Annotated in this window: 31 protein-coding genes; 25 read left to right on the plus strand and 6 right to left on the minus strand. The window is 41.7% G+C overall.

The window, feature by feature from the left end:
- The first annotated feature begins 28 nt into the window (after positions 1-28).
- The 18 genes from M3629_RS03855 (at position 29) to M3629_RS03935 (ending at position 11,587) form a co-directional block, all read left to right on the plus strand.
- Complete coding sequence (locus M3629_RS03855) at positions 29-586, plus strand: hypothetical protein (RefSeq protein WP_251502968.1); 558 nt, start codon at positions 29-31, stop codon at positions 584-586.
- A 60-nt stretch (positions 587-646) separates the two neighbouring features.
- Positions 647-2,707 carry a hypothetical protein gene (locus M3629_RS03860; RefSeq protein ID WP_251502969.1) on the plus strand — a complete coding sequence of 687 codons (2,061 nt, stop codon included), beginning with the start codon at positions 647-649 and terminating at the stop codon, positions 2,705-2,707.
- Positions 2,697-3,368: a LysM peptidoglycan-binding domain-containing protein gene (locus M3629_RS03865; protein WP_251502970.1), complete on the plus strand. Its 672-nt coding sequence runs from the start codon at positions 2,697-2,699 to the stop codon at positions 3,366-3,368. The genes M3629_RS03860 and M3629_RS03865 overlap by 11 nt, the downstream gene beginning before the upstream one ends.
- A gap of 13 nt (positions 3,369-3,381) precedes the next feature.
- Positions 3,382-4,347, plus strand: a complete 966-nt coding sequence (locus M3629_RS03870; protein WP_251502971.1) for an XkdQ/YqbQ family protein — start codon at positions 3,382-3,384, stop codon at positions 4,345-4,347.
- Entirely contained in the window at positions 4,347-4,607 is a 261-nt protein-coding gene (locus M3629_RS03875; protein ID WP_353056720.1) for a DUF2577 domain-containing protein, read from the plus strand. The genes M3629_RS03870 and M3629_RS03875 overlap by 1 nt, the downstream gene beginning before the upstream one ends.
- Positions 4,604-5,005: a DUF2634 domain-containing protein gene (locus M3629_RS03880; protein ID WP_251502972.1), complete on the plus strand. Its 402-nt coding sequence runs from the start codon at positions 4,604-4,606 to the stop codon at positions 5,003-5,005. The genes M3629_RS03875 and M3629_RS03880 overlap by 4 nt, the downstream gene beginning before the upstream one ends.
- Positions 4,998-6,077 (plus strand): baseplate J/gp47 family protein, encoded by a 1,080-nt coding sequence (locus M3629_RS03885; RefSeq protein ID WP_251502973.1) that lies wholly within the window; start codon positions 4,998-5,000, stop codon positions 6,075-6,077. The genes M3629_RS03880 and M3629_RS03885 overlap by 8 nt, the downstream gene beginning before the upstream one ends.
- Positions 6,070-6,651 (plus strand): putative phage tail protein, encoded by a 582-nt coding sequence (locus tag M3629_RS03890; protein ID WP_251502974.1) that lies wholly within the window; start codon positions 6,070-6,072, stop codon positions 6,649-6,651. Before M3629_RS03885 ends, M3629_RS03890 begins: the two co-directional genes overlap by 8 nt.
- Positions 6,648-6,935 carry a ketopantoate hydroxymethyltransferase gene (locus M3629_RS03895; RefSeq protein WP_251502975.1) on the plus strand — a complete coding sequence of 96 codons (288 nt, stop codon included), beginning with the start codon at positions 6,648-6,650 and terminating at the stop codon, positions 6,933-6,935. The genes M3629_RS03890 and M3629_RS03895 overlap by 4 nt, the downstream gene beginning before the upstream one ends.
- The gene (locus tag M3629_RS03900; protein WP_251502976.1) at positions 6,935-7,198 is read left to right on the plus strand and encodes a phage tail protein; all 264 of its coding nucleotides are present in this window, start codon (positions 6,935-6,937) and stop codon (positions 7,196-7,198) included. The genes M3629_RS03895 and M3629_RS03900 overlap by 1 nt, the downstream gene beginning before the upstream one ends.
- Positions 7,199-7,507, plus strand: a complete 309-nt coding sequence (locus tag M3629_RS03905; RefSeq protein WP_251502977.1) for a hypothetical protein — start codon at positions 7,199-7,201, stop codon at positions 7,505-7,507. It abuts the gene before it with no gap.
- Entirely contained in the window at positions 7,507-7,941 is a 435-nt protein-coding gene (locus M3629_RS03910; protein WP_251502978.1) for a hypothetical protein, read from the plus strand. The genes M3629_RS03905 and M3629_RS03910 overlap by 1 nt, the downstream gene beginning before the upstream one ends.
- 212 nt (positions 7,942-8,153) lie before the next feature.
- A complete protein-coding gene (locus M3629_RS28600; RefSeq protein ID WP_353056732.1) occupies positions 8,154-8,426 on the plus strand; it encodes a ComEA family DNA-binding protein in 273 nt (90 codons plus the stop codon).
- Positions 8,426-8,791, plus strand: coding sequence for a hypothetical protein (locus M3629_RS03915; protein ID WP_251502979.1), 366 nt, complete (start codon positions 8,426-8,428; stop codon positions 8,789-8,791). The genes M3629_RS28600 and M3629_RS03915 overlap by 1 nt, the downstream gene beginning before the upstream one ends.
- On the plus strand, positions 8,792-9,469 hold the full coding sequence (locus M3629_RS03920; protein ID WP_251502980.1) for an N-acetylmuramoyl-L-alanine amidase: 678 nt from the start codon (positions 8,792-8,794) through the stop codon (positions 9,467-9,469). It abuts the gene before it with no gap.
- A gap of 2 nt (positions 9,470-9,471) precedes the next feature.
- On the plus strand, positions 9,472-9,750 hold the full coding sequence (locus tag M3629_RS03925) for a holin (protein ID WP_251502981.1): 279 nt from the start codon (positions 9,472-9,474) through the stop codon (positions 9,748-9,750).
- A gap of 357 nt (positions 9,751-10,107) precedes the next feature.
- Positions 10,108-10,791 carry a hypothetical protein gene (locus tag M3629_RS03930; protein WP_251502982.1) on the plus strand — a complete coding sequence of 228 codons (684 nt, stop codon included), beginning with the start codon at positions 10,108-10,110 and terminating at the stop codon, positions 10,789-10,791.
- A 4-nt stretch (positions 10,792-10,795) separates the two neighbouring features.
- On the plus strand, positions 10,796-11,587 hold the full coding sequence (locus tag M3629_RS03935) for a hypothetical protein (protein ID WP_251502983.1): 792 nt from the start codon (positions 10,796-10,798) through the stop codon (positions 11,585-11,587).
- 37 nt (positions 11,588-11,624) lie between these two features.
- Here the strand turns inward: M3629_RS03935 and M3629_RS03940 are convergent, their stop codons facing one another.
- The 5 genes from M3629_RS03940 to M3629_RS28805 all read right to left on the minus strand — a co-directional run bounded on the left by M3629_RS03940 (position 11,625) and on the right by M3629_RS28805 (position 13,724).
- Positions 11,625-12,482 (minus strand): ATP-dependent DNA ligase, encoded by an 858-nt coding sequence (locus tag M3629_RS03940; RefSeq protein WP_251502984.1) that lies wholly within the window; start codon positions 12,480-12,482, stop codon positions 11,625-11,627.
- Between the two features lie 64 nt (positions 12,483-12,546).
- The gene (locus tag M3629_RS03945) at positions 12,547-12,987 is read right to left on the minus strand and encodes a NucA/NucB deoxyribonuclease domain-containing protein (protein WP_435368193.1); all 441 of its coding nucleotides are present in this window, start codon (positions 12,985-12,987) and stop codon (positions 12,547-12,549) included.
- Between the two features lie 28 nt (positions 12,988-13,015).
- Entirely contained in the window at positions 13,016-13,300 is a 285-nt protein-coding gene (locus tag M3629_RS03950) for a hypothetical protein (RefSeq protein ID WP_251502985.1), read from the minus strand.
- On the minus strand, positions 13,297-13,455 hold the full coding sequence (locus M3629_RS03955) for a hypothetical protein (protein WP_251502986.1): 159 nt from the start codon (positions 13,453-13,455) through the stop codon (positions 13,297-13,299). The genes M3629_RS03950 and M3629_RS03955 overlap by 4 nt, the downstream gene beginning before the upstream one ends.
- Positions 13,456-13,484: 29 nt before the next feature.
- The gene (locus M3629_RS28805) at positions 13,485-13,724 is read right to left on the minus strand and encodes a DUF7667 family protein (RefSeq protein ID WP_251502987.1); all 240 of its coding nucleotides are present in this window, start codon (positions 13,722-13,724) and stop codon (positions 13,485-13,487) included.
- A gap of 124 nt (positions 13,725-13,848) precedes the next feature.
- Here M3629_RS28805 and M3629_RS03965 point away from each other — a divergent pair, with 124 nt between their 5' ends.
- The 7 genes from M3629_RS03965 to M3629_RS03990 all read left to right on the plus strand — a co-directional run bounded on the left by M3629_RS03965 (position 13,849) and on the right by M3629_RS03990 (position 16,962).
- A complete protein-coding gene (locus M3629_RS03965) occupies positions 13,849-14,064 on the plus strand; it encodes a helix-turn-helix domain-containing protein (RefSeq protein ID WP_251502988.1) in 216 nt (71 codons plus the stop codon).
- 136 nt (positions 14,065-14,200) lie between these two features.
- Positions 14,201-14,488, plus strand: a complete 288-nt coding sequence (locus M3629_RS03970) for a hypothetical protein (protein ID WP_251502989.1) — start codon at positions 14,201-14,203, stop codon at positions 14,486-14,488.
- A gap of 12 nt (positions 14,489-14,500) precedes the next feature.
- Positions 14,501-14,833 (plus strand): YolD-like family protein, encoded by a 333-nt coding sequence (locus M3629_RS03975; RefSeq protein ID WP_251502990.1) that lies wholly within the window; start codon positions 14,501-14,503, stop codon positions 14,831-14,833.
- A gap of 68 nt (positions 14,834-14,901) precedes the next feature.
- Positions 14,902-15,609: a hypothetical protein gene (locus M3629_RS03980; RefSeq protein ID WP_251502991.1), complete on the plus strand. Its 708-nt coding sequence runs from the start codon at positions 14,902-14,904 to the stop codon at positions 15,607-15,609.
- Positions 15,578-16,072, plus strand: a complete 495-nt coding sequence (locus M3629_RS03985; protein WP_251502992.1) for an accessory gene regulator B family protein — start codon at positions 15,578-15,580, stop codon at positions 16,070-16,072. Before M3629_RS03980 ends, M3629_RS03985 begins: the two co-directional genes overlap by 32 nt.
- A 4-nt stretch (positions 16,073-16,076) precedes the next feature.
- Positions 16,077-16,208, plus strand: coding sequence for a hypothetical protein (locus tag M3629_RS28370; protein WP_285888117.1), 132 nt, complete (start codon positions 16,077-16,079; stop codon positions 16,206-16,208).
- 4 nt (positions 16,209-16,212) lie between these two features.
- Positions 16,213-16,962, plus strand: a complete 750-nt coding sequence (locus M3629_RS03990; RefSeq protein ID WP_251502993.1) for a hypothetical protein — start codon at positions 16,213-16,215, stop codon at positions 16,960-16,962.
- 257 nt (positions 16,963-17,219) lie between these two features.
- Here M3629_RS03990 and M3629_RS03995 read toward each other — a convergent pair whose 3' ends face one another.
- Positions 17,220-17,444, minus strand: coding sequence for a helix-turn-helix domain-containing protein (locus M3629_RS03995; protein WP_353056721.1), 225 nt, complete (start codon positions 17,442-17,444; stop codon positions 17,220-17,222).
- Between the last annotated feature and the right edge of the window lie 408 nt (positions 17,445-17,852).

Genomic DNA, 17,852 nt, shown 5'->3' on the forward strand with positions numbered 1-17,852 from the left:
GGAAAATTACCTATACGGAGGGGTTAATGTGGTAGTGGTTGGCTTTGTGATAATTATTGTTGTAATTCTCTTGTTGGCGTTTCTTGGATACTTAATATATATTTCTATAAAAAGTGCAGGTAAAAATAAGCTTGATCGGAAGAAGAGAGGTATCACAGCACAAAGTGCCCTTCAACATGTAGAGGGACTGCCTCTTAGCGATAAAACAATGTGCAAAGTTTCGGCAACCGAAGGTGGAATTTTGGTTGAAGGTGGAGGGTCAGAATTCACAATAAACTCATCTCAATTAAGAGCGGTTGAAGTTAAAACAGATGTGGAAATATCGAACATCGTCCATAGCAGCGCTGTTCAAGGTGTAGTTGGCGGATTAGTATTTGGTCCTATCGGTTTGGTTGTCGGGGCCAGAGCTAAAAATAAACAGGTCAAGAAGAATGAACATTTTTTAATCATAAATTACGTCAGTTCAAAGAATGAAATAGAAGCATTACTTTTCTCGGCTGGAGAAAATCCTTTAGCAGCTTTGAAAATTGCTGCAAAGACAAAACCAATGGTTTCCCTACAACCTCGGACAACAGTACAATTGTAAAATAATTATTATTAGCGCCCACAACGGGCGTTTTTTTATTGCCAAAAAGGATGTGATATATTGGCAACTGTAACAAGCACATTGAAGATGATGGATGCCATGACGGGGCCGCTGAAATCTGTTACGAGTTCGATGAACATGGTCATATCGTCAATGCAACAGATGCAGAGAGTTGCGAATAGCAACATGAATATAGACAAAACATTGGCAGCAGCAAAAAAACAATTAGCATCTGCAGAAGCTGATATTGCTAGTGCGATATCAAAATCAACTCAGGAACAGAACCACTTCAACAACTCTATGAAAGCAGGAGAACATCATGGGGAAGGGTTGCTATCCTCGGTAAAAGGAATTGTGGCAGCCTATTTATCATTAGGTGCTGCCAAGGGTTTGTTCGAAAAGACAATAGGGACAGCTGCTGATCAAAGGTATCTGCAGGATATGTTTTCTGCTCGAACAGGAAATGCTGATATCGGCGCTGCGATGTTCCAAGAATTCAGCAAGGAAGCGTTGCGTGTTGGTGCTGATGTAAGTGAATACCTTCAAGGTACGTTAGGTAACTTTAGTGTAACGATGAATACAGACAAGCTAAAGCAATTGAATCTACTCGCTAAACAATTGAGCGCATTTGATACCACAGGTCAAGGTATCGAAGGGGCTTTTTTCTCCCTTAAAGAAGCGTTGTCTGGGGACATTGTTTCCTTGTCTGAGCGCTTTAATATGTCCAAATCTCTAATCCGACAATTTGGTGTAGATCAATTGGGTAAGTCTGGTGACTTGGACGGGTTTATAGTTGCATTCAACAAACTACTTGATGCTCAAAACATGGGGCATGATGCATTTGAGCGGATGCTGGATAGCCCTATCAAGAAATTTGAAATTTTACAAAACAACATAGGACAAATGTTTTCTAATGCTGGACAGTCAGCTTTGCAAGCGTTACTGCCGTTAATTGATATGATGAACACTGCATTTCAAAGCGGCGCATTTGATCCCTTTTTCGAAGGCTTGTCTAATGGATTGACATGGGTAGCAAATGCAGCAGTTGAGACGTTCAACATCATAGGTCAGATTTACAACTTTTTCTCCACCAACTGGGGAACTATCCAGCCAATTATTCATGGCATAGCTGCTGCAATGGGGGTTTGGTATCTTGCTACAAAAGCCCAAGTAGCTATACAAATGGCCCAAAGCGTTTGGACAGGAATTACAACCGCTGCGATTTTCATCCAAACTGCCGCAACCACCGGCCTTGCTGGCGCTTGGACAATGTTGAATGCAGCAATGAAAGCAAATATTATCATAGCGATAATTGCGTTGGTGGCTGGTCTAGCAACATACATTTATCATTTATGGAAAACAAATGATGCGTTTGCCGCCGGCTTTATGCGGACGTGGAATGCCATTTTGAATTTTTTTAGTTCGATCCCTGCATATTTTTGGACGGTGGTAGAGGGTATCACCAAAGCTTTTAGTTGGATGGCTAAATCGGTTGGCGGTATATTCGATACGGTAATAAATAGCATCATAAGTGGGATAAACAGTGTGCTTGGTTTAATCAATTCCTTAACGGGTTCATCATACGAAATAGCGGCAAAATTCAGCTTTGAAAATATCGCAGACGATGCGTTGTCTTATGCTGGTGCTCAGAAGGATGCGGCATATTCAACAGCGGCTGCTAAAGCTGCTGAAAGAGAACAAGCTGTAGTTGATATGCTTAATAGCCGACAAGCTGAACGTGATGCCGCTTCAAAAGCTGCAGAAGCAACAAAGAACGCTGGCGGAGCAAAACCATTCGATTTCTCAGCATGGAACAAAGCCGCTGATGCCGCACGTACTCCTGTTGTAGATGACGGTAAAAAGAAAAACATCGGCAAAGTTGATAAAGTAGGTAAGATCGAGAAAGAGGTAGATATCTCTAGCGAAGATTTGAAGACAATGCGTGAACTTGCCGAGATGAAGAACATCCAAAACTTCGTATCACTTACTCCAACGATCCAAGTGACCACAGGAGACATAACCAATGGTACGGACATTGATACTATTATTAGCAATCTTGTGGATGTAATGAATAACGAAATCTCAACTCATGCCTCGGGGGTGTATGGCAATGGCAGATAAATACGGCATATACCTATCGTACAATAACCAACAGGAGGGGTTTGAGATACCGATCCTTCCTGGTGAGATTGAGATATCAAACGGCGGGAACAGTAGCAAGTATGATGTTTCGGCTCTTGGTGAAATCAACGTTATCAAAAGCCCACGACTTGCGGAATACAAATTTTCAAGCATATTCCCGGCCCATGATTTCCCGTTTGCTGCTGAGATTGTATTTGATCCAGGCTATTACAAAGACCTCATACTAAAATGGATGGAGACTAAGCGCCCCATCCGTTTTGTTTTTACCGGGTCTACATTTGATATCAATGTAGCAGCAAGCATTGAGTCATTTGATTGGAAAGAGGTAGCCGGTTCACCTGGTACAATTGAGTATTCATTATCACTCAAGGAATATGTTTTTTACAGGCCGCAGAAAATCGTGGTTAAGAAAAAAACAACTACGAACAAAAAGACAACAACAAGCAAAAAGAAGGCTCGAGCCAATGACAAGCAGAAGCCGAAAACATATAAACTGGCGTCAGGTGACACTCTTGCAAAAGTGGCTAAGAAGACATTGGGCGACAGTGGTCGTTGGAAAGAGATACAGAAATTGAATGGCATCAAGGATTCTGAATTAAAAAGCTTAAAAGTTGGACGCGTGCTTAAATTACCGTCATAAAGGGGAGGCGCCGATGGAAATCACGTTGGACAATAAAAACGGAAAACTGTGGGACTTAACTCCTGTGGCTTCGGGGATCAGTTGGAAAACGGTCCGCATCGGCGCCGGAGCTACATTTGAATTCACCCTAGTTACAGGAGGAATTTACCAAGACAAAGGTTTTGAGATCAATAATGGTGACGTAATTCGGGTGGTTGAGGGTAAGGGGCAAGTGTTTTATGGCTATGTGTTCGAAATCAGTGAGGGCATGGATGAAGCGGTCAAAGTGAAGGCTTACGATCAGATACGCTATCTCCAGGCTCAAGACACATATGTTTTTAAAAATACAACTGCGGATCAGGTCATTAAGAAAATTGCGAATGACTTCAAGCTTAAGACAGGATCGTTACCAGCTACGGGGTATACCATACCGTCCATGGTTGAGGATAATAAGAAACTACTTGATACGATATATAAAGCTTTGGATCTGACATTAATCAATTCAGGTCGGAACTTTGTGTTTTACGATGACTTCGGAAAATTGACCATACGTAACGTGGTGGATTGGAAATTGGATTTCGTTATTGGTGATAACAGCTTAATGACTGACTACGATCACAAGCGCAGCATAGACGGTGAGACGTACAATAAGATCAAGATTGTACAAAACAATAAAAAGACCGGGAAGAGAAATGTGTTTATTGCTCAGGATAGCGCCAACATCGCCAAATGGGGATTGTTACAATTGTACCAAGTGGCTGACGAAAAACTGAATGAAGCAAGAATTAATCAAAGCCTTAATCAGTTGGCTAAACTCCACAATCGAGAACAACGAAGTTTGACGGTGGAGGCTGTCGGTGATATACGTGTCCGGGCAGGTTGTTCCATCCCGATATTTATTGAACGTTTGAAGCTTAACGTGTATTTCTTGGTCGATGAGGTTTCGCACAGTTGGAGCGGTGTAGATCACAAGATGAAATTGAAACTGGTGGTGGTGTAATGGCGATGATTGATGTCATAAAACAGATCGCCACACAAGCGGTGGATGCCGCTAGTCCTGTTGCTATAATGTATGGTACTGTCTCGGGTACAAGTCCGTTAGAAATATTGGTGGATCAACGATTTAGTTTGCCCGAGGAACTCCTTATCGTAACAGAGACAGTATCGAAATATACCTTAGCTAGTGGTGATCAAATGTTATTGTTACGCATGCAGGGCGGTCAAAACTTTTTGGTCTTAGATAGGTTGGTGAGTACATGATACCAATTACAGAAGTGGCTACAGATGAAGAAATTGAAGAGGTCCAGGAACCGGGACTCACCTATTACATTGACCCGGTAAAGAAAAGAATAGTCGGGACAGCAGACGGCCTAGAAGCAGTGAAACAGGCCGTTTTTTTGATTCTGCAATCAGAGAGATTCGAATTTTTAATTTACAGCACAGACTACGGCACAGAGTCGGTGAGGCTGGTTGGTGCTTCTGCATCGATCATCCGATCGGAGTTGTCCCGTAGTATTCGTGATGCATTAACACAAGATGACCGGATATCGGATGTGGTTAATTTCCAAATCAACATCCAAGGAGATACAGCCGATATCCGATTTACGGTTGTAGCGATATACGGGAATTTTGAACAGGAGGTAACCCGGAATGTATGAGGATCAAACGTTTGAAAATATATTAGAACGGATGCTAGACCGGGTGCCTGATGACCTGGACAAGCGCGAAGGCAGTATGATTTACAATGCACTCGCTCCTGCGGCTTGGGAGTTGGCTGAGATGTACATTGAATTGGATACAAACATCAATCTTTCATACGCAGATACAGCCACAGGAGAGTTCCTTACAAGGCGTGCGGCTGAGTTTGGCGTTAACCGTGAGCCAGCAACGTTCGCACAGCGTAAGGGTCTGTTTTATGGTTCTGGTGACGTGTTGATTGATGTACCCATTGGTTCCCGTTACTCTCTTAATGATGTGATCTATACAGTCACGTCAAGAATAGGGCTGGGCACATTCATTTTGACAGCAGAGACGGCAGGTATCGTGGGTAATCAGGACTTTGGACCAATGTTGCCTGTCGATTATGTAGACGGGCTTGTACAGGCTGTATTGGATGAACTGATCAAACCGGGTGTAAATGAAGAGACAGACGATGCATTAAGAGCGCGCTACAGTACGGCTGTAAACGAACAGCCATTTGGTGGTAATGTCGCAGACTATAAGTTTAAGATAAGCGCCATAGACGGTGTGGGCGGTGTGAAGGTGTACCCAGCATGGCAGGGCGGAGGAACAGTGAAGGTGTCTATCATAGCATCCGGCTTTGTACCTCCATCGACAACACTTGTTAATGAAGTGCAAACTATGGTTGATCCAGTCACAAACAGCGGACAAGGATTGGGATTAGCTCCAATTGGACATCAAGTGACTGTTGTTGGAGTAACTACAGTCAGCATTAACGTATCTGCTACCTTGACCCTTGCTCCAGATGCAACAATTGGTCAGGTGCAGCAGGGTGTTGAGGATGCTATCAACGAATATTTGTTGCTATTGCGGCAAGGCTGGGCCAATGAATCAGGGATCATTGTACGGGTCGCGCAGCTTGAATCTCGCATCCTCACCGTACCGGGTGTAGTCGATGTGATGAACACTCAGGTTAACGGGTCTAGTTCCAATCTAACACTGACAGGCGACCAAATACCTGTGCTCGGGACGGTGACGCTAAATGAATAGACTGTTGGACTATTTGCCCGAAGTATTGCGAGAGATTGATGATTTCAAGGCGTTGACTGATGCTGAGGTTCCAGAATTGGATGCATTGTCAGATGCAATACAAAATTACATGGATGATCAGTTTGTCATGACAGCATCAGTTAATGGCATCAGGCGGAGGGAAAAGATATTAAAGATACAAGCAGACCCATCCACTGAACCTCTTGAGTTCAGACGTAGACGTATTATCAATCGGCAATCAACCAAACCACCTTTTACTATACGCTGGCTACAGGAACAACTGGATAGACTCATCGGACCCGGAATGGCTGTTGTATCGGTAGACGTGCAACAGTTTATTTTGTATGTCACGACAAATATCGAAAACGCCAATCTCTTTAAAGAGGTGCAATACACAGTAAGGTCCGTTAAACCAGCTAACTTGGTCTATCAACAAAATACATCGCTTAATCATCGTATTGGCATTGAACATACAACCAAGAAGCGAAATGTCGCTTGGAATTACAAACTTGATGGATCGTGGAAATTGGGAGAGAAGCCATTTGCCACGCTTGGACCGGAGGTGACGCTGTGATTGAGCAAGCATATTTAACGAGGATAGCGGATGTGGTGCAAACGGATATCGCTAAGGTTGTACTAAACGGTGTGTACGAGATTACAACATTCGAACAAAAAGCGGTAACGGATTCAACTGTAGCGTTAAATTACATCATCCCAGCATCGGCAGTATCGCTTGTAACTACAATTGAGATCAAACGGGCAGATAATTCACGCATCAGTTACAAGCCTGTGAACCTACCTGTAACATCAGATACACTCATGCTTGAAACTTTTGAAATAGAAGAGGTGACATCATAATGGCAAAGATAGATTGGAACTTAAACGATACAGTTCGTCCGGCAGACATGAACCAGATCGGCACAGAGATTAACCAATTGCGTACAGACGTGGATAACATCGAAGTACCCGATGGCACCACATTGCAAAAAGGTATTGTGCAATTATCCAACAGCACAAGCGGATCATCTCAAATGTTAGCCGCAACAGAAAAAGCAGTTAGTGATGCCCTGGCACAGGCTAAAGCTTATGTTGATCAAGAAAATCTATGGGGGGCGTTATAGATGGCGGTAGTGGCAAAAAGGCTAGGAAAAGGTACATTCGGTACAGCAAGCGCAACCCAATATACGGTGCCAGTAAGTACAACAACGCTCGTCAAAGCAATAACTTTATGCAACAAAACTGCATCCGATGCAACAGTAACATTGCTGTTTGGCGGAACGGAAGTTATCTATCAACATACTATCAAAGCTAGGGATACCGTCACAATCCCATTCTTGGATCAAATTATACAAGCCGGCGAAACGATTACAGGATTGGCTGGAACAGCGAATGCAATTAACTACTACATCAGTGGTAAAGAGGTGACGTAATGCCTGGAATTGATAGTTATTCACTAGACAACCTAAGTATAGATGGGTTTCAGGATGCAGGTAATTTTGTAGCAGGAACAACGGTGAATATTTATAACATGTCCATTTCACAACCAGTTAGAAACTCAACAACCCCAGTTCTTGCTCTGAGAGTTAAAATGACTATTGGAGGAACGATAAAAGTATATCCAACATTTAGAACAGGAGTAACGGGAATAAATTCTTATTGTAGGATTTATGTAAATGGTAATCCTTTTGGAACTACACGCAGTAGTTCAAACGCTTCATCAAGTACTACGTATAATGAGGACGTCACCATAAAGGCGGGCGACGAAATTCAAATATATCTTTGGAATGATCCAGGTGGCAATCCAGTTACTTTGAATGCATGCGCATTCACTGTTGAAAGATTCTATACTGAGAGTTCTATTTGAATTAAAGATTAACAATATATAGAGATAGGGGAGCGAGGGGATGAACTGGTTGGATGCCTTAGACAAGTGAGAAAAACATATTGCAATCAGACGTAACACGTCCAAAACGGAGCGTGTTTTTTTGTGCCAACATATAGAGTATCGGGGGATGGTGTGGCGTTGTGAATAGAGATAGATTTTACCGTGTCGTCATTGTGATCGTGCTATTCCTCATGTTTGTAGCCAGCTTGATAGCGGTGATACACGGTACTAGAGCAGACAACGTCAATAATATCAACATACAAGTATCTCAGTCAGATGACGTTATAAAGGTGGATATAAACAAGGGCAGTGTCAATGAGTTAAAGTCGCTGCCCGGTATTGGGGAAACATTAGCGAAGCGAATCATAGATAACAGACCTTATGGCAGCGTATATGACCTTATACGGGTCGATGGGATAGGGGCAAGGAAAATACAAGGACTCATCGGAAAGGTGGTGTGGTGATGGACGTGGTGGCTGTGTGGACGTTGTTTGCAGGTTTCCTCAAAACGGGGGCATGGATGCCCTTGGCAGTGCTGGCTATATCGGTGCTGATATGGATTATGATCCGAGATCAAAAGGAGCAGATAAAGGAGAGTCGCGAAGAGTCAAACAAGCGTGAACAGAAACTTAATGAACTGATTGACGCAAACAAGGCTGAAGCAAAGGAAAGAGAAGAACGATTAATGACCCACCTGGACAAGACAGAGCGGGTACAAGCAAGGATGGTGGCAACGCTTGAACGCATACAGACTCGTATGGAGTACATCGAACGAGCTGTGAATATTGATCCAAAAGTTATTGTTAAGGTCGAGAAGGAGGGCAAGTAAATGAACTACCGCAAAGATTATATCCCAATGAGTACGCCAAACAACAGGCGATCAGGCCGGAAAATGGTAGCGACAACTATTACCATCCACAACACCGGGAACGAAAAATCCACTGCAGCTAACGAACGCGCTTGGCTCACGAATCCCACTAACAACCGCCAAGCATCATTCCATATTGTAGTGGATGGCAAGGAAGCTATTGAATGTATACCTTTAAACGAAAACGCATGGCACGCTGGAGACGGATCTGGCCCGAAATCAGGGAACATGACCAGTATTGGTATTGAGATTTGCGAATCAGGAGACTATGCGAAGAACCTGGATAACGCCGTTAATTTGGTTGCATCTATGCTTATGGAACGAGGTTGGGGTGTAGGAAGACTGCGAAGACACTTTGATTGGTCAGGCAAAGTTTGTCCCCGTCTAATGTACGATGACGGTAAATGGACAGGGTGGGATCAGTTTAAAAAGTTGGTTGACCTGAAGTTAAGAGAGGGTGCAAATAAAGTGGAGAAAGTAACGGCAATTGTGAATGGAAAAGAGATCGAAGGCGCGGTGCTTATTGATGGAGTTACGCTTATACCTCTCAGAGCTGCTGGTGACAACATCAAAGACGCAAAAATTAACTGGGATCAAAAAACAAAGACTGCCACTCTTAACACACCAGGAGGTAAATAATTATGTGGAATGAAGAATTATGGACCAACGTCCTTTTGCTAGCAACAATCATTGCCGGAGTATCAACGGGTATTGTACAAGTCATTAAAAACTCATTCAACATCCCTGTTAACTGGCTGCCGATCATGAGTATTGCGTTTGGTATCATCATTGGTATTCTGTCTTATCCGTTTACTGATGCACCCTTAGTAATCCGTCTGTGGGCCGGAGCGCTGTCAGGCTTTGCGGGAACGGGTATTTTTGAGGCGGTGAAGAGTAGGGAAGGGAAAACAAAGGAATAATACTGTAGCGCAAGAGAAAAACACTAAAACTTCAACAAATTTGGGTTAACTAATTGTATAGTAGCGAGTAAAGAGAGAGTAACAAAGGACATTAAAGAGTAAATAGATAAAGCTGTGCAAAGATAAAACCACGCGGCCTTGTTCATTAATGATCCGGGCCGCAAATTAAAGACTTAAAACATACAATTTTCATCCCATCTATCAAGCTCACTATAGTTATTATTAGTTCATAATATTTACATATCATACATAATAAAAGTGTAAGGGGAGGTGGATTGACAGGTGGAATTGCCAGATGGTACATTTTAACTAGAGATCTAGATTTAAGGGTCTACATCGTTTTAGGGTGAGGAAGCTATGAAACTTGAGAAGATTTTCACAGAAATTAGATTTGAGCCATCTTTTTTATTTGAAGATGGGAGAACGAGAAACAATATTGTGAAGGATTTGAAAAGAAACTTCCCGCATTACGAGTACAATGAAGAACAGAAGGTCATAGCATTTGTCAACCATCAAAATAAAGTTAAATGCTTTATGTACAACGATAAAGTAATCGTTGACATTGATGAACCGAGAGATGTTACTCAATTTAAATCAATAGCTAGTGATACTATTCCGAAAGTTTTAACAGCATTCGAAATTGAACAAACCAGCAGAATTGGTATACGTGCACAATATCACGATGATTCAATAACGTCTGCGACCGAAACGAACAAAGCCATTGTAGAAAGGTTCTTCAACCTAAATGGCATCCAATTCATCAAACAAAGGATCAATGATGAAAACTTCAAACCAAATGCCGGATTTTCTTTCACAGTCAATCACGAGTTCCAAATGACCGTGAACGTAGGTGTTCATCAATCTGTGAGCGGAAAAATTGATGAACAAGGGAAGCTTCAAGTTACCGGCGTGGAAGCTACCAACCCAGTTTGTGATATGGACATGTTCTCAAACGTACCGAAAAAGCCAGACCAGATCAATGGCATGCTTCGATTTGCTTGTGAAGAAATACCGTTGACATTGAACAAAATATGGGGGTGAGACAATGGGAATGGTAATGAGTACGGAAACAGCAGAATATACTTTCCAAACAGCATTGCCTTTTACTCAAACCCCAACTATCGCTTCTAGAGATGATTCGAATGATGAAGTTTATTTCGAGACTAAACCTTTTTCGGATAAACTACTTCTGTGGAATACATACGGTAGCATGGAGTTATCAATTGTTGGCGGAACTGCGGATTTGAAGGAAGTGCGTGAGTTATTTTATATGCAAAAGGGTATAGTTTTAACTCCTAGAGTGAAATCTGAAGCGGAACCTTTTTTAAGAAAGGTAGGTGCTTTTGTTATGCCGATGGGAACACCAACTTTTGTTGAATTGTATGCAGAAGAAATGAAAGAGTCTGTTGACAAGCCGATATACAAAACGTTCTATGCTGGAACAATAGCGCTAATTGTTGCACTACTTGGAATTAAGCTTGCCAGTTTAGTTTTCGGACTCATAGTGGTGGCTATATTGGATCTAATTCTTGGACTTTTGCCAGGCAATGTGAAAAAAGGTACCGAAAAAGATCATACAATACAAGCTAAGTTTATGGGTCTTGTAACAAATATGATTGGTATTATTGCAGTGACAAAAGGTATGGAGTATCTAATCAATTTTTCTGATGTAGCAGTTTTATCTAAGTATGTTATGCCTTATCTACCTTATGTTGTTTCTGGGTGGGCGTTTTCGGTTTATTTTTCAAGGATCGTTAAATATATGGCGCGAGCGAACAGAACTAAAGTGCCTAAGGTGTTGACCGAAATTTTTAATCGAAAAGGTCCAAGTGCATGAAAAGACAAGAGCAGGAGGGATAACCTCACTGCTCTTTCTATATGATGAAATCTATAAACACAGGTATCCTCAACAAACCAGCTTTTGTCCAATTCCTCATCTTAACCTTTGCTCGTATCCGCGGTTCCAGGTATACATGATTCTTATCCTCGCCTGTAACCAACTGCTTGCACACTCCACGAAAAGCCTGTTTATGTTTCGGGCTTGGCCCATGCTCGATTACACCAGCCGGTCTTAATTTACCTGAAGCGTCTGGAACAGCAGCTAGCCATCCGAACTCAGCCTTTTTGTATCCCGTAATGAAAACATCTGTAAACGACCAATTAATTACCTTCAACCATTCCTTCGAACGTCTGCTGACGTACTGGCTGTCTTTGCGTTTTCCGACTACACCTTCCATACCCATAGCCTCTATTTGGACGTATAGTTCTTCTCCAGCGCCTTCTATATGTGGCACTATCCCAAAACTACTTGAGGGCAATGATAGTCCGTGCAGGATCGCTTTACGTTCCATGAGCGGCAGCTTACGCAGGTCGTGTCCCTTGTACTGGAGGATATCGAAAATAGCAAACGTGGCAGGTAGTGTCTTGGTAAGCTGCTGTACCTTACTGGCCTGCTTGGTATTGAACCGGCTCATGACACCCTCAAAGTCGTTTATCCCTGTCTCGGGATCGGTGCAAGCTACCTCGCCATCTAAGATGATGTCTGAATCAAAAGGTAACTGCAACTCCGGATACTGTCGGGTGCAGTCATTATTATGACGTGTGTATAACCGGACGCTGCCGGATTGTTGCGAATATATCAAGCGGTGACCGTCTACCTTCGGTTCGAAAATATAATCTGAATGGCTGAACGGCTTTGTTGCTGTTTCGAGTAACATAGGGCTAATAAACATAAAAAACACCTCAACCCAATTATAGCGTTATACTACAAAGGATTGAGGCGGTAAGTTATGGATTCTATTCGATTATAAATTCAACCACAGTACCATCCGGATACTCATCCAGTTTATTTCCTACCCAACTACCAGCACCGCGATTGTCCGATGGACTTATGTATTCGATATCCGCGCCTTCTCCACCCTCTGCACACATTGCCATAGGCCATTCATCCCGATCATATCCCTTCTTTGTCTCTACGCCTCTCAGTGACAGTTTACGGTTGTTTTCAGCTCCATCCCTATCAATGGTGCATGTGTTAGGGTGACCGCTTTGTATGGCGTCCTGGATGTGTTTGGCTGTCTCTGGATAGCGATCTGATGGGAATAATATCTGTACTGTTGAACTCTGTTCCTGTTGTGTTACAGGAGTAGATTCATCTGGTTTAACCTCAGTCGCTTTGTTACCCCAGTTTAAAATTGAAACTACTATGATGGCGGCGATAGCTATTGTTACAAGCATTTTCTTCAATTCTCTAACCTCCCATTTACTACTTCGGTATAACTTTAAAATACTCCTTCAACTGACGCTCCAAAAGGGTGTATTCACGTTTTGTGCGCCAGCTTCTTACAATGTACCTGTCCTCACCTGTAATGAGCGCAGGAGTTGTTTTCCAAGCTGTACAGCGATCACCTACACGATACCCATACTTATCAAAGTCCTTTATACATATTAATCGGATGGACTCAAAGTTTTGCTTACCTGTACCGGCACATGAATAACAAATGTATCCGGTAGAGAAGCGGCCGGAGCCGCCACAACGTTCGCATTTCATGCGGTTATCTCACAGCGCTTATTAGCTAACTTGTGCGCTCCACTTTCTGTTTTGCGTGTACCAACCAACTTAAATCCGTATTGCTCATTGTGACTAACAGAAGAATAATCATCGCAGACAATTACATCTGTTTTGTTTTCCATTACATAAAACATATTAATCCTCCTAGGTTAAAGCCCTTCGGCTAATAATTAACTTTACCTGTGATCTGCAGTTCTTCCATACGAGCACAGGTTTCATGCTGCCACTCTACGTCATCTGTCATCGATGCCAGCAGTGATTCATTTTGTAACCGAGCAAGAGTCCAACAGTGTTTAGCGTTTAGGGCCATGCATTGATCTAACTCAATTAGTTCGGAATCAGTTAACAAACGCTTCTTATTGAGTGACCACAGCTCAGCTATACGTGCATGATAAGGGAACATCTCATCGCCTCATGATAAACTTAGTTCGTCAATAAGGCAATGTTATCACGACTAATTTAGTTCGTCAATAACAAATTGATAAATTAAACGCGTCATGATATGATTGGTTCAAGGGGGCATGTCCGTGATTAAATCCAATCTAAAACATATACTTGATTCACAAGGGAATGATATCTCAATCCGCGAACTTGCTCGGGAACTGGACTGCCAGTTCGAAACGATACGTAGGTTCTATAATGACACTATGGAACGTTATCCCCGTGATCTTATAGACAAGCTGTGTAAGTATCTTAACGTCACACCTGGGCAACTGCTTGTTTATGTTCCCAGCAGTGAATAAAGCTGAATATATTGGGTATCATGATATTACTCTCTCTCCCATGAGTGCTACTATTCAATGCTCAGTCTACGGACTGGGTATTTTTACTGTTGCTAAAAGAACGTATGTTCTCATATAATATTCACGAGGTGATATCATGCTAACGGATTTTCAACGTAAAGTGCTTCGGATCTTATATAACTACAAAGGTGGACGCAGGAGATTACCAACATTGCATGAGATGACAGTTAAAACAGGCAAGCATAAACCCGATGTTATGGCGGCCCTAGAGGCTCTCATAGCCAATAGGTACATACATTGGGAAGATAAGTCGGATACAGCTAATATCATGATCCTGGAAGGCTGGGAGCGTGAGGAAGACAGGCCGCAGGTTGAACGTAAGCCACAAGGACCAACTAACACAGACTACTGGACTCAATACTAAGGAGGAATTACTATGGCAAGCAAATTGCATGCAAACGGAGTATATGAGGGATCACGGATGATATTGCCTGAGCATCGTGAAGCGTACTTGGCGGAGATGGAAGAACAGAAACGGCGCGGTAAACCTCAATTGGATGAGCAAGAGATACAGCGGATCGGGGAGGTATTGGTTCAATCGTATAAGACAAACTGTTCTGTTGACTTAGTGGTATTTAACCCATTTGAGGATGAGCCGGTCACTGGAGTTGTGGTTGGACTAGACAATCAAACTAATCGTGTCAAATTGATGTTAGATGATGATTTTAGGTGGATACAGTTAGCTGAAATAATGTCTGCAAATGTATGATTTTGGCTATGGAATTGCCGCAACCTCATATATAATTGGTAGTATAATTATTATGGGGGCCGAAGGAATTGAAAGATGCTGTAATATACTACTTTCTAGGCTATTTTGATGCGTTATCTTACATATTATTGTGTTTACAACTGTTTATGTTGCCAATAAAAGATAACTTCAAGAGAATAGCAATTTATGCTTTGTTCGTGACCAGTTTTTCATTTATGATGCGAATGGTTTTCAAACTGCCGGAGTTTGATTTAATGTTACAAAATGTGTTCTTAGTATTTTTCTTGCGATATGCAGTAGAAATTAAAACACATATATCCGCTTACGTCTCAAGTGTTGGGATGTTGACCTACATTTCCTTTCAACTCGTATTATTCTTTGTTTATTCAATCTCTGGAATAGTACCTATTGATGTAATCAACCACAATACAGGAGTGGCGGTGTTTCTAATTCAGATTCCGTCCATATTAATTGGATTTGCTTTGACCGGAATACTGGCTGTACTGAATAGAGGATTTACTTTTATCACTGCTCCACCGCATGACTTCTTGATTAAAGATGACTACACTAATTCGGAAAATAAGGTAATGATACTTGGTACAGTGATTTCTATTGTAACAATGGGTCTGACAGTGACACTGCTCTACATTGCCAATCCGCTTTGGTTGGCTATTACAGCATCAGTTGGGTTGCTACTCTCCATCTATTTATCCATAAGGAGTGATCGGCGGGATGCTATCAAGAATGTCAATGTTTATCGCTCAAACCATAAATAAGGCCGACCCAACAACCGATATAGAACTTATGGTTTACTCTCTTCAAAATAGACTAAATCAATTTTTCGCAATCACTATTGCTCTAGTCATATCTGCGTGGACTGGTCAGTGGTTAGGGATTGTATCTGCTTACCTGTTACTAATGCTTATACGCGGAAGATCTGGGGGACGCCACCTTCCTTCGTTAACATGGTGCTCGTTGGTATCTGGAATATTTATGGGCTTAGTTCCATTGATTAACTATAACGAAAAGGTGATCATCGTTATGACCGTAGTTTCGGTAATTACATTCTTGCTGTATGCCCCTAACTACTTCCATGAACGTAACGATGATGGAAGCGATCTGAAAAATAAAGTAATTGTTACTGGTATAGCTGCTAGCAATTTGTTTATTGAGTCCAGCCTAATGGCTACGATTTTAGTTGTACAAGCGATCACAATTATACCCTGGTCTAGGAGGTGAAGAAATGCACAACAAACTTTTGAGTATGGCGGGTAAATACCTTGAAGCAGATGCGAAAAACGAAGAAGCTAGAGGGAAAACTTTATTCGGTGCAGCGAAGTTGCCGGAATCATTAAAAGTTAAAAAAGAGAAGTAATCCTATGGATGAAAAACGTATTAAAGTGTTTGGGGTACCATCTTCTGAGGATAGAAGAGCTACTCCAAGCAATTTTTTTTATTACTGCACTGATATGCTTTATGTATCTACCTATAAGCCAAAAAAGAATTATAAGGTACCCCAAGTGTTTACAGCTCAAGACAGTTATGGACCAGTTTTGACAATGAAGCAATGCAAGGAAGGTCTACCTAAACATTTCGAGTCACTTGTTAATGGATCAATAGTTAACCTCAAGAAGGTTGCAGAAATCAAGAAGACGGATCTAGGGGCACAGTTTATATTTAACGTGGATATGGAGCCGATAGAAATATCAGAGTACGCATACGACAGTAAACCTTGGATAGAAATATTGCGATCAGCTCAAGAGGACCCAGAGGACGACAGGTGGCTTCCAGCAATAGAGTATAACGAAGGAAATGGACAAGGGGAAGGCAAACTCATTAGAATGCGGGATGTAGTGTGTATTGAATCTTGCGAGCCCAAGGCTAACTATTATGTACCACTATACAAGTGCGAGGATAAATATTATGTAGAGGCAATGACATTACAGTCCTACAAACCTCTGTTCCCTAAATTATTCCCCTTACTTAACACGAACCTTGTAAATATTGATCAGGTGGATAGCGCACAGGATCTGATATTTGATGTAGTGGTTAGATTTAAAAACTCACCTCTGACAACGAGTATGGCTCATAAATATAAGAAGCACTTTCCGGAGTTCTTCAAAAAATAAGGCCACTCCTGTGTGTGTTCAGGGATGGCCTTATCATATTACATTTCATATGTCAATGAAAAGTTAGCCTAGTAAAATCCGGTAATATTAATCGACATTCATCGACAAATTCCACTATTATCCTGTGGTAAGATAAATATGGTAAACAAGTCATATGATCATATGTAGTTGTTAAAAGAAAGGTGGGTTGTGATGCAAGTATGTTCAGAACATATATATTCCGAACTACTCCAAGGGAGTGCGGTAAAAACCGCAATTTACTTCAGTTCATACTCGTAGAATTTTTCCATGGGAATATCCAAAATTAGCGATGCCAGGATTAAGACCTCCACAGTCATGTCCTGTTCGCTATTGCAATAGTAAGATACCATGCGTGCGGATATACCGGTTCTACGAGCAAACTCAGCTTGAGTCATGTCGCGATGATCAAGCCAATGTTGAAGTAAACATCTCCCCAGGGAGATTTTCTTCACCTTTAACACCTGACATCAAATCATTTTTGTTACAGGGCACATTATAACACGATGACAAATTGCGGTAAACCGTAAATGCTAACAACAAGGGGCTGTGCTAATTGATCAATGCCAATAATGATCGTCATAATATCGTTACTTCATTAAAGACAATAATACAGTCAACAACATTAAACAATAAAGACATATATAAAGTGGAGAGAAGTGCAAAATTAACAGTAAGAATCAAGCTGAAATAATCACATTAAAATCCGTCAACAATCCGTCAACAACTATGGTATTTTAACGGTTTTATAAGAAAGTTAAAACCATAGAAACGTTGATACATAAAGGTTTATACAACAAAAAGAAGCCCTCTTTCGAGAGCTTCTTTTTCATGGGAGAGGAGAAACCGGACGAAGAGCTTATGGGGAAACG

It is taken from the genome of Paenibacillus polysaccharolyticus, assembly GCF_023714295.1.
GTDB lineage: Bacteria > Bacillota > Bacilli > Paenibacillales > Paenibacillaceae > Paenibacillus > Paenibacillus polysaccharolyticus_A.

Coding starts and splice junctions, on each gene's coding strand:
- M3629_RS03865 (WP_251502970.1), top strand. CDS start 2,697: ATGGCAGATAAATACGGCATATACCTATCGTACAATAACCAACAGGAG.
- M3629_RS03870 (WP_251502971.1), top strand. CDS start 3,382: ATGGAAATCACGTTGGACAATAAAAACGGAAAACTGTGGGACTTAACT.
- M3629_RS03875 (WP_353056720.1), top strand. CDS start 4,347: ATGGCGATGATTGATGTCATAAAACAGATCGCCACACAAGCGGTGGAT.
- M3629_RS03880 (WP_251502972.1), top strand. CDS start 4,604: ATGATACCAATTACAGAAGTGGCTACAGATGAAGAAATTGAAGAGGTC.
- M3629_RS03885 (WP_251502973.1), top strand. CDS start 4,998: ATGTATGAGGATCAAACGTTTGAAAATATATTAGAACGGATGCTAGAC.
- M3629_RS03890 (WP_251502974.1), top strand. CDS start 6,070: ATGAATAGACTGTTGGACTATTTGCCCGAAGTATTGCGAGAGATTGAT.
- M3629_RS03900 (WP_251502976.1), top strand. CDS start 6,935: ATGGCAAAGATAGATTGGAACTTAAACGATACAGTTCGTCCGGCAGAC.
- M3629_RS03905 (WP_251502977.1), top strand. CDS start 7,199: ATGGCGGTAGTGGCAAAAAGGCTAGGAAAAGGTACATTCGGTACAGCA.
- M3629_RS03910 (WP_251502978.1), top strand. CDS start 7,507: ATGCCTGGAATTGATAGTTATTCACTAGACAACCTAAGTATAGATGGG.
- M3629_RS28600 (WP_353056732.1), top strand. CDS start 8,154: ATGTTTGTAGCCAGCTTGATAGCGGTGATACACGGTACTAGAGCAGAC.
- M3629_RS03915 (WP_251502979.1), top strand. CDS start 8,426: ATGGACGTGGTGGCTGTGTGGACGTTGTTTGCAGGTTTCCTCAAAACG.
- M3629_RS03920 (WP_251502980.1), top strand. CDS start 8,792: ATGAACTACCGCAAAGATTATATCCCAATGAGTACGCCAAACAACAGG.
- M3629_RS03925 (WP_251502981.1), top strand. CDS start 9,472: ATGTGGAATGAAGAATTATGGACCAACGTCCTTTTGCTAGCAACAATC.
- M3629_RS03930 (WP_251502982.1), top strand. CDS start 10,108: ATGAAACTTGAGAAGATTTTCACAGAAATTAGATTTGAGCCATCTTTT.
- M3629_RS03935 (WP_251502983.1), top strand. CDS start 10,796: ATGGGAATGGTAATGAGTACGGAAACAGCAGAATATACTTTCCAAACA.
- M3629_RS03940 (WP_251502984.1), bottom strand. CDS start 12,482: ATGTTTATTAGCCCTATGTTACTCGAAACAGCAACAAAGCCGTTCAGC.
- M3629_RS03945 (WP_435368193.1), bottom strand. CDS start 12,987: ATGCTTGTAACAATAGCTATCGCCGCCATCATAGTAGTTTCAATTTTA.
- M3629_RS03950 (WP_251502985.1), bottom strand. CDS start 13,300: ATGAAATGCGAACGTTGTGGCGGCTCCGGCCGCTTCTCTACCGGATAC.
- M3629_RS03955 (WP_251502986.1), bottom strand. CDS start 13,455: ATGTTTTATGTAATGGAAAACAAAACAGATGTAATTGTCTGCGATGAT.
- M3629_RS28805 (WP_251502987.1), bottom strand. CDS start 13,724: ATGTTCCCTTATCATGCACGTATAGCTGAGCTGTGGTCACTCAATAAG.
- M3629_RS03970 (WP_251502989.1), top strand. CDS start 14,201: ATGCTAACGGATTTTCAACGTAAAGTGCTTCGGATCTTATATAACTAC.
- M3629_RS03975 (WP_251502990.1), top strand. CDS start 14,501: ATGGCAAGCAAATTGCATGCAAACGGAGTATATGAGGGATCACGGATG.
- M3629_RS03985 (WP_251502992.1), top strand. CDS start 15,578: ATGTCAATGTTTATCGCTCAAACCATAAATAAGGCCGACCCAACAACC.
- M3629_RS28370 (WP_285888117.1), top strand. CDS start 16,077: ATGCACAACAAACTTTTGAGTATGGCGGGTAAATACCTTGAAGCAGAT.
- M3629_RS03990 (WP_251502993.1), top strand. CDS start 16,213: ATGGATGAAAAACGTATTAAAGTGTTTGGGGTACCATCTTCTGAGGAT.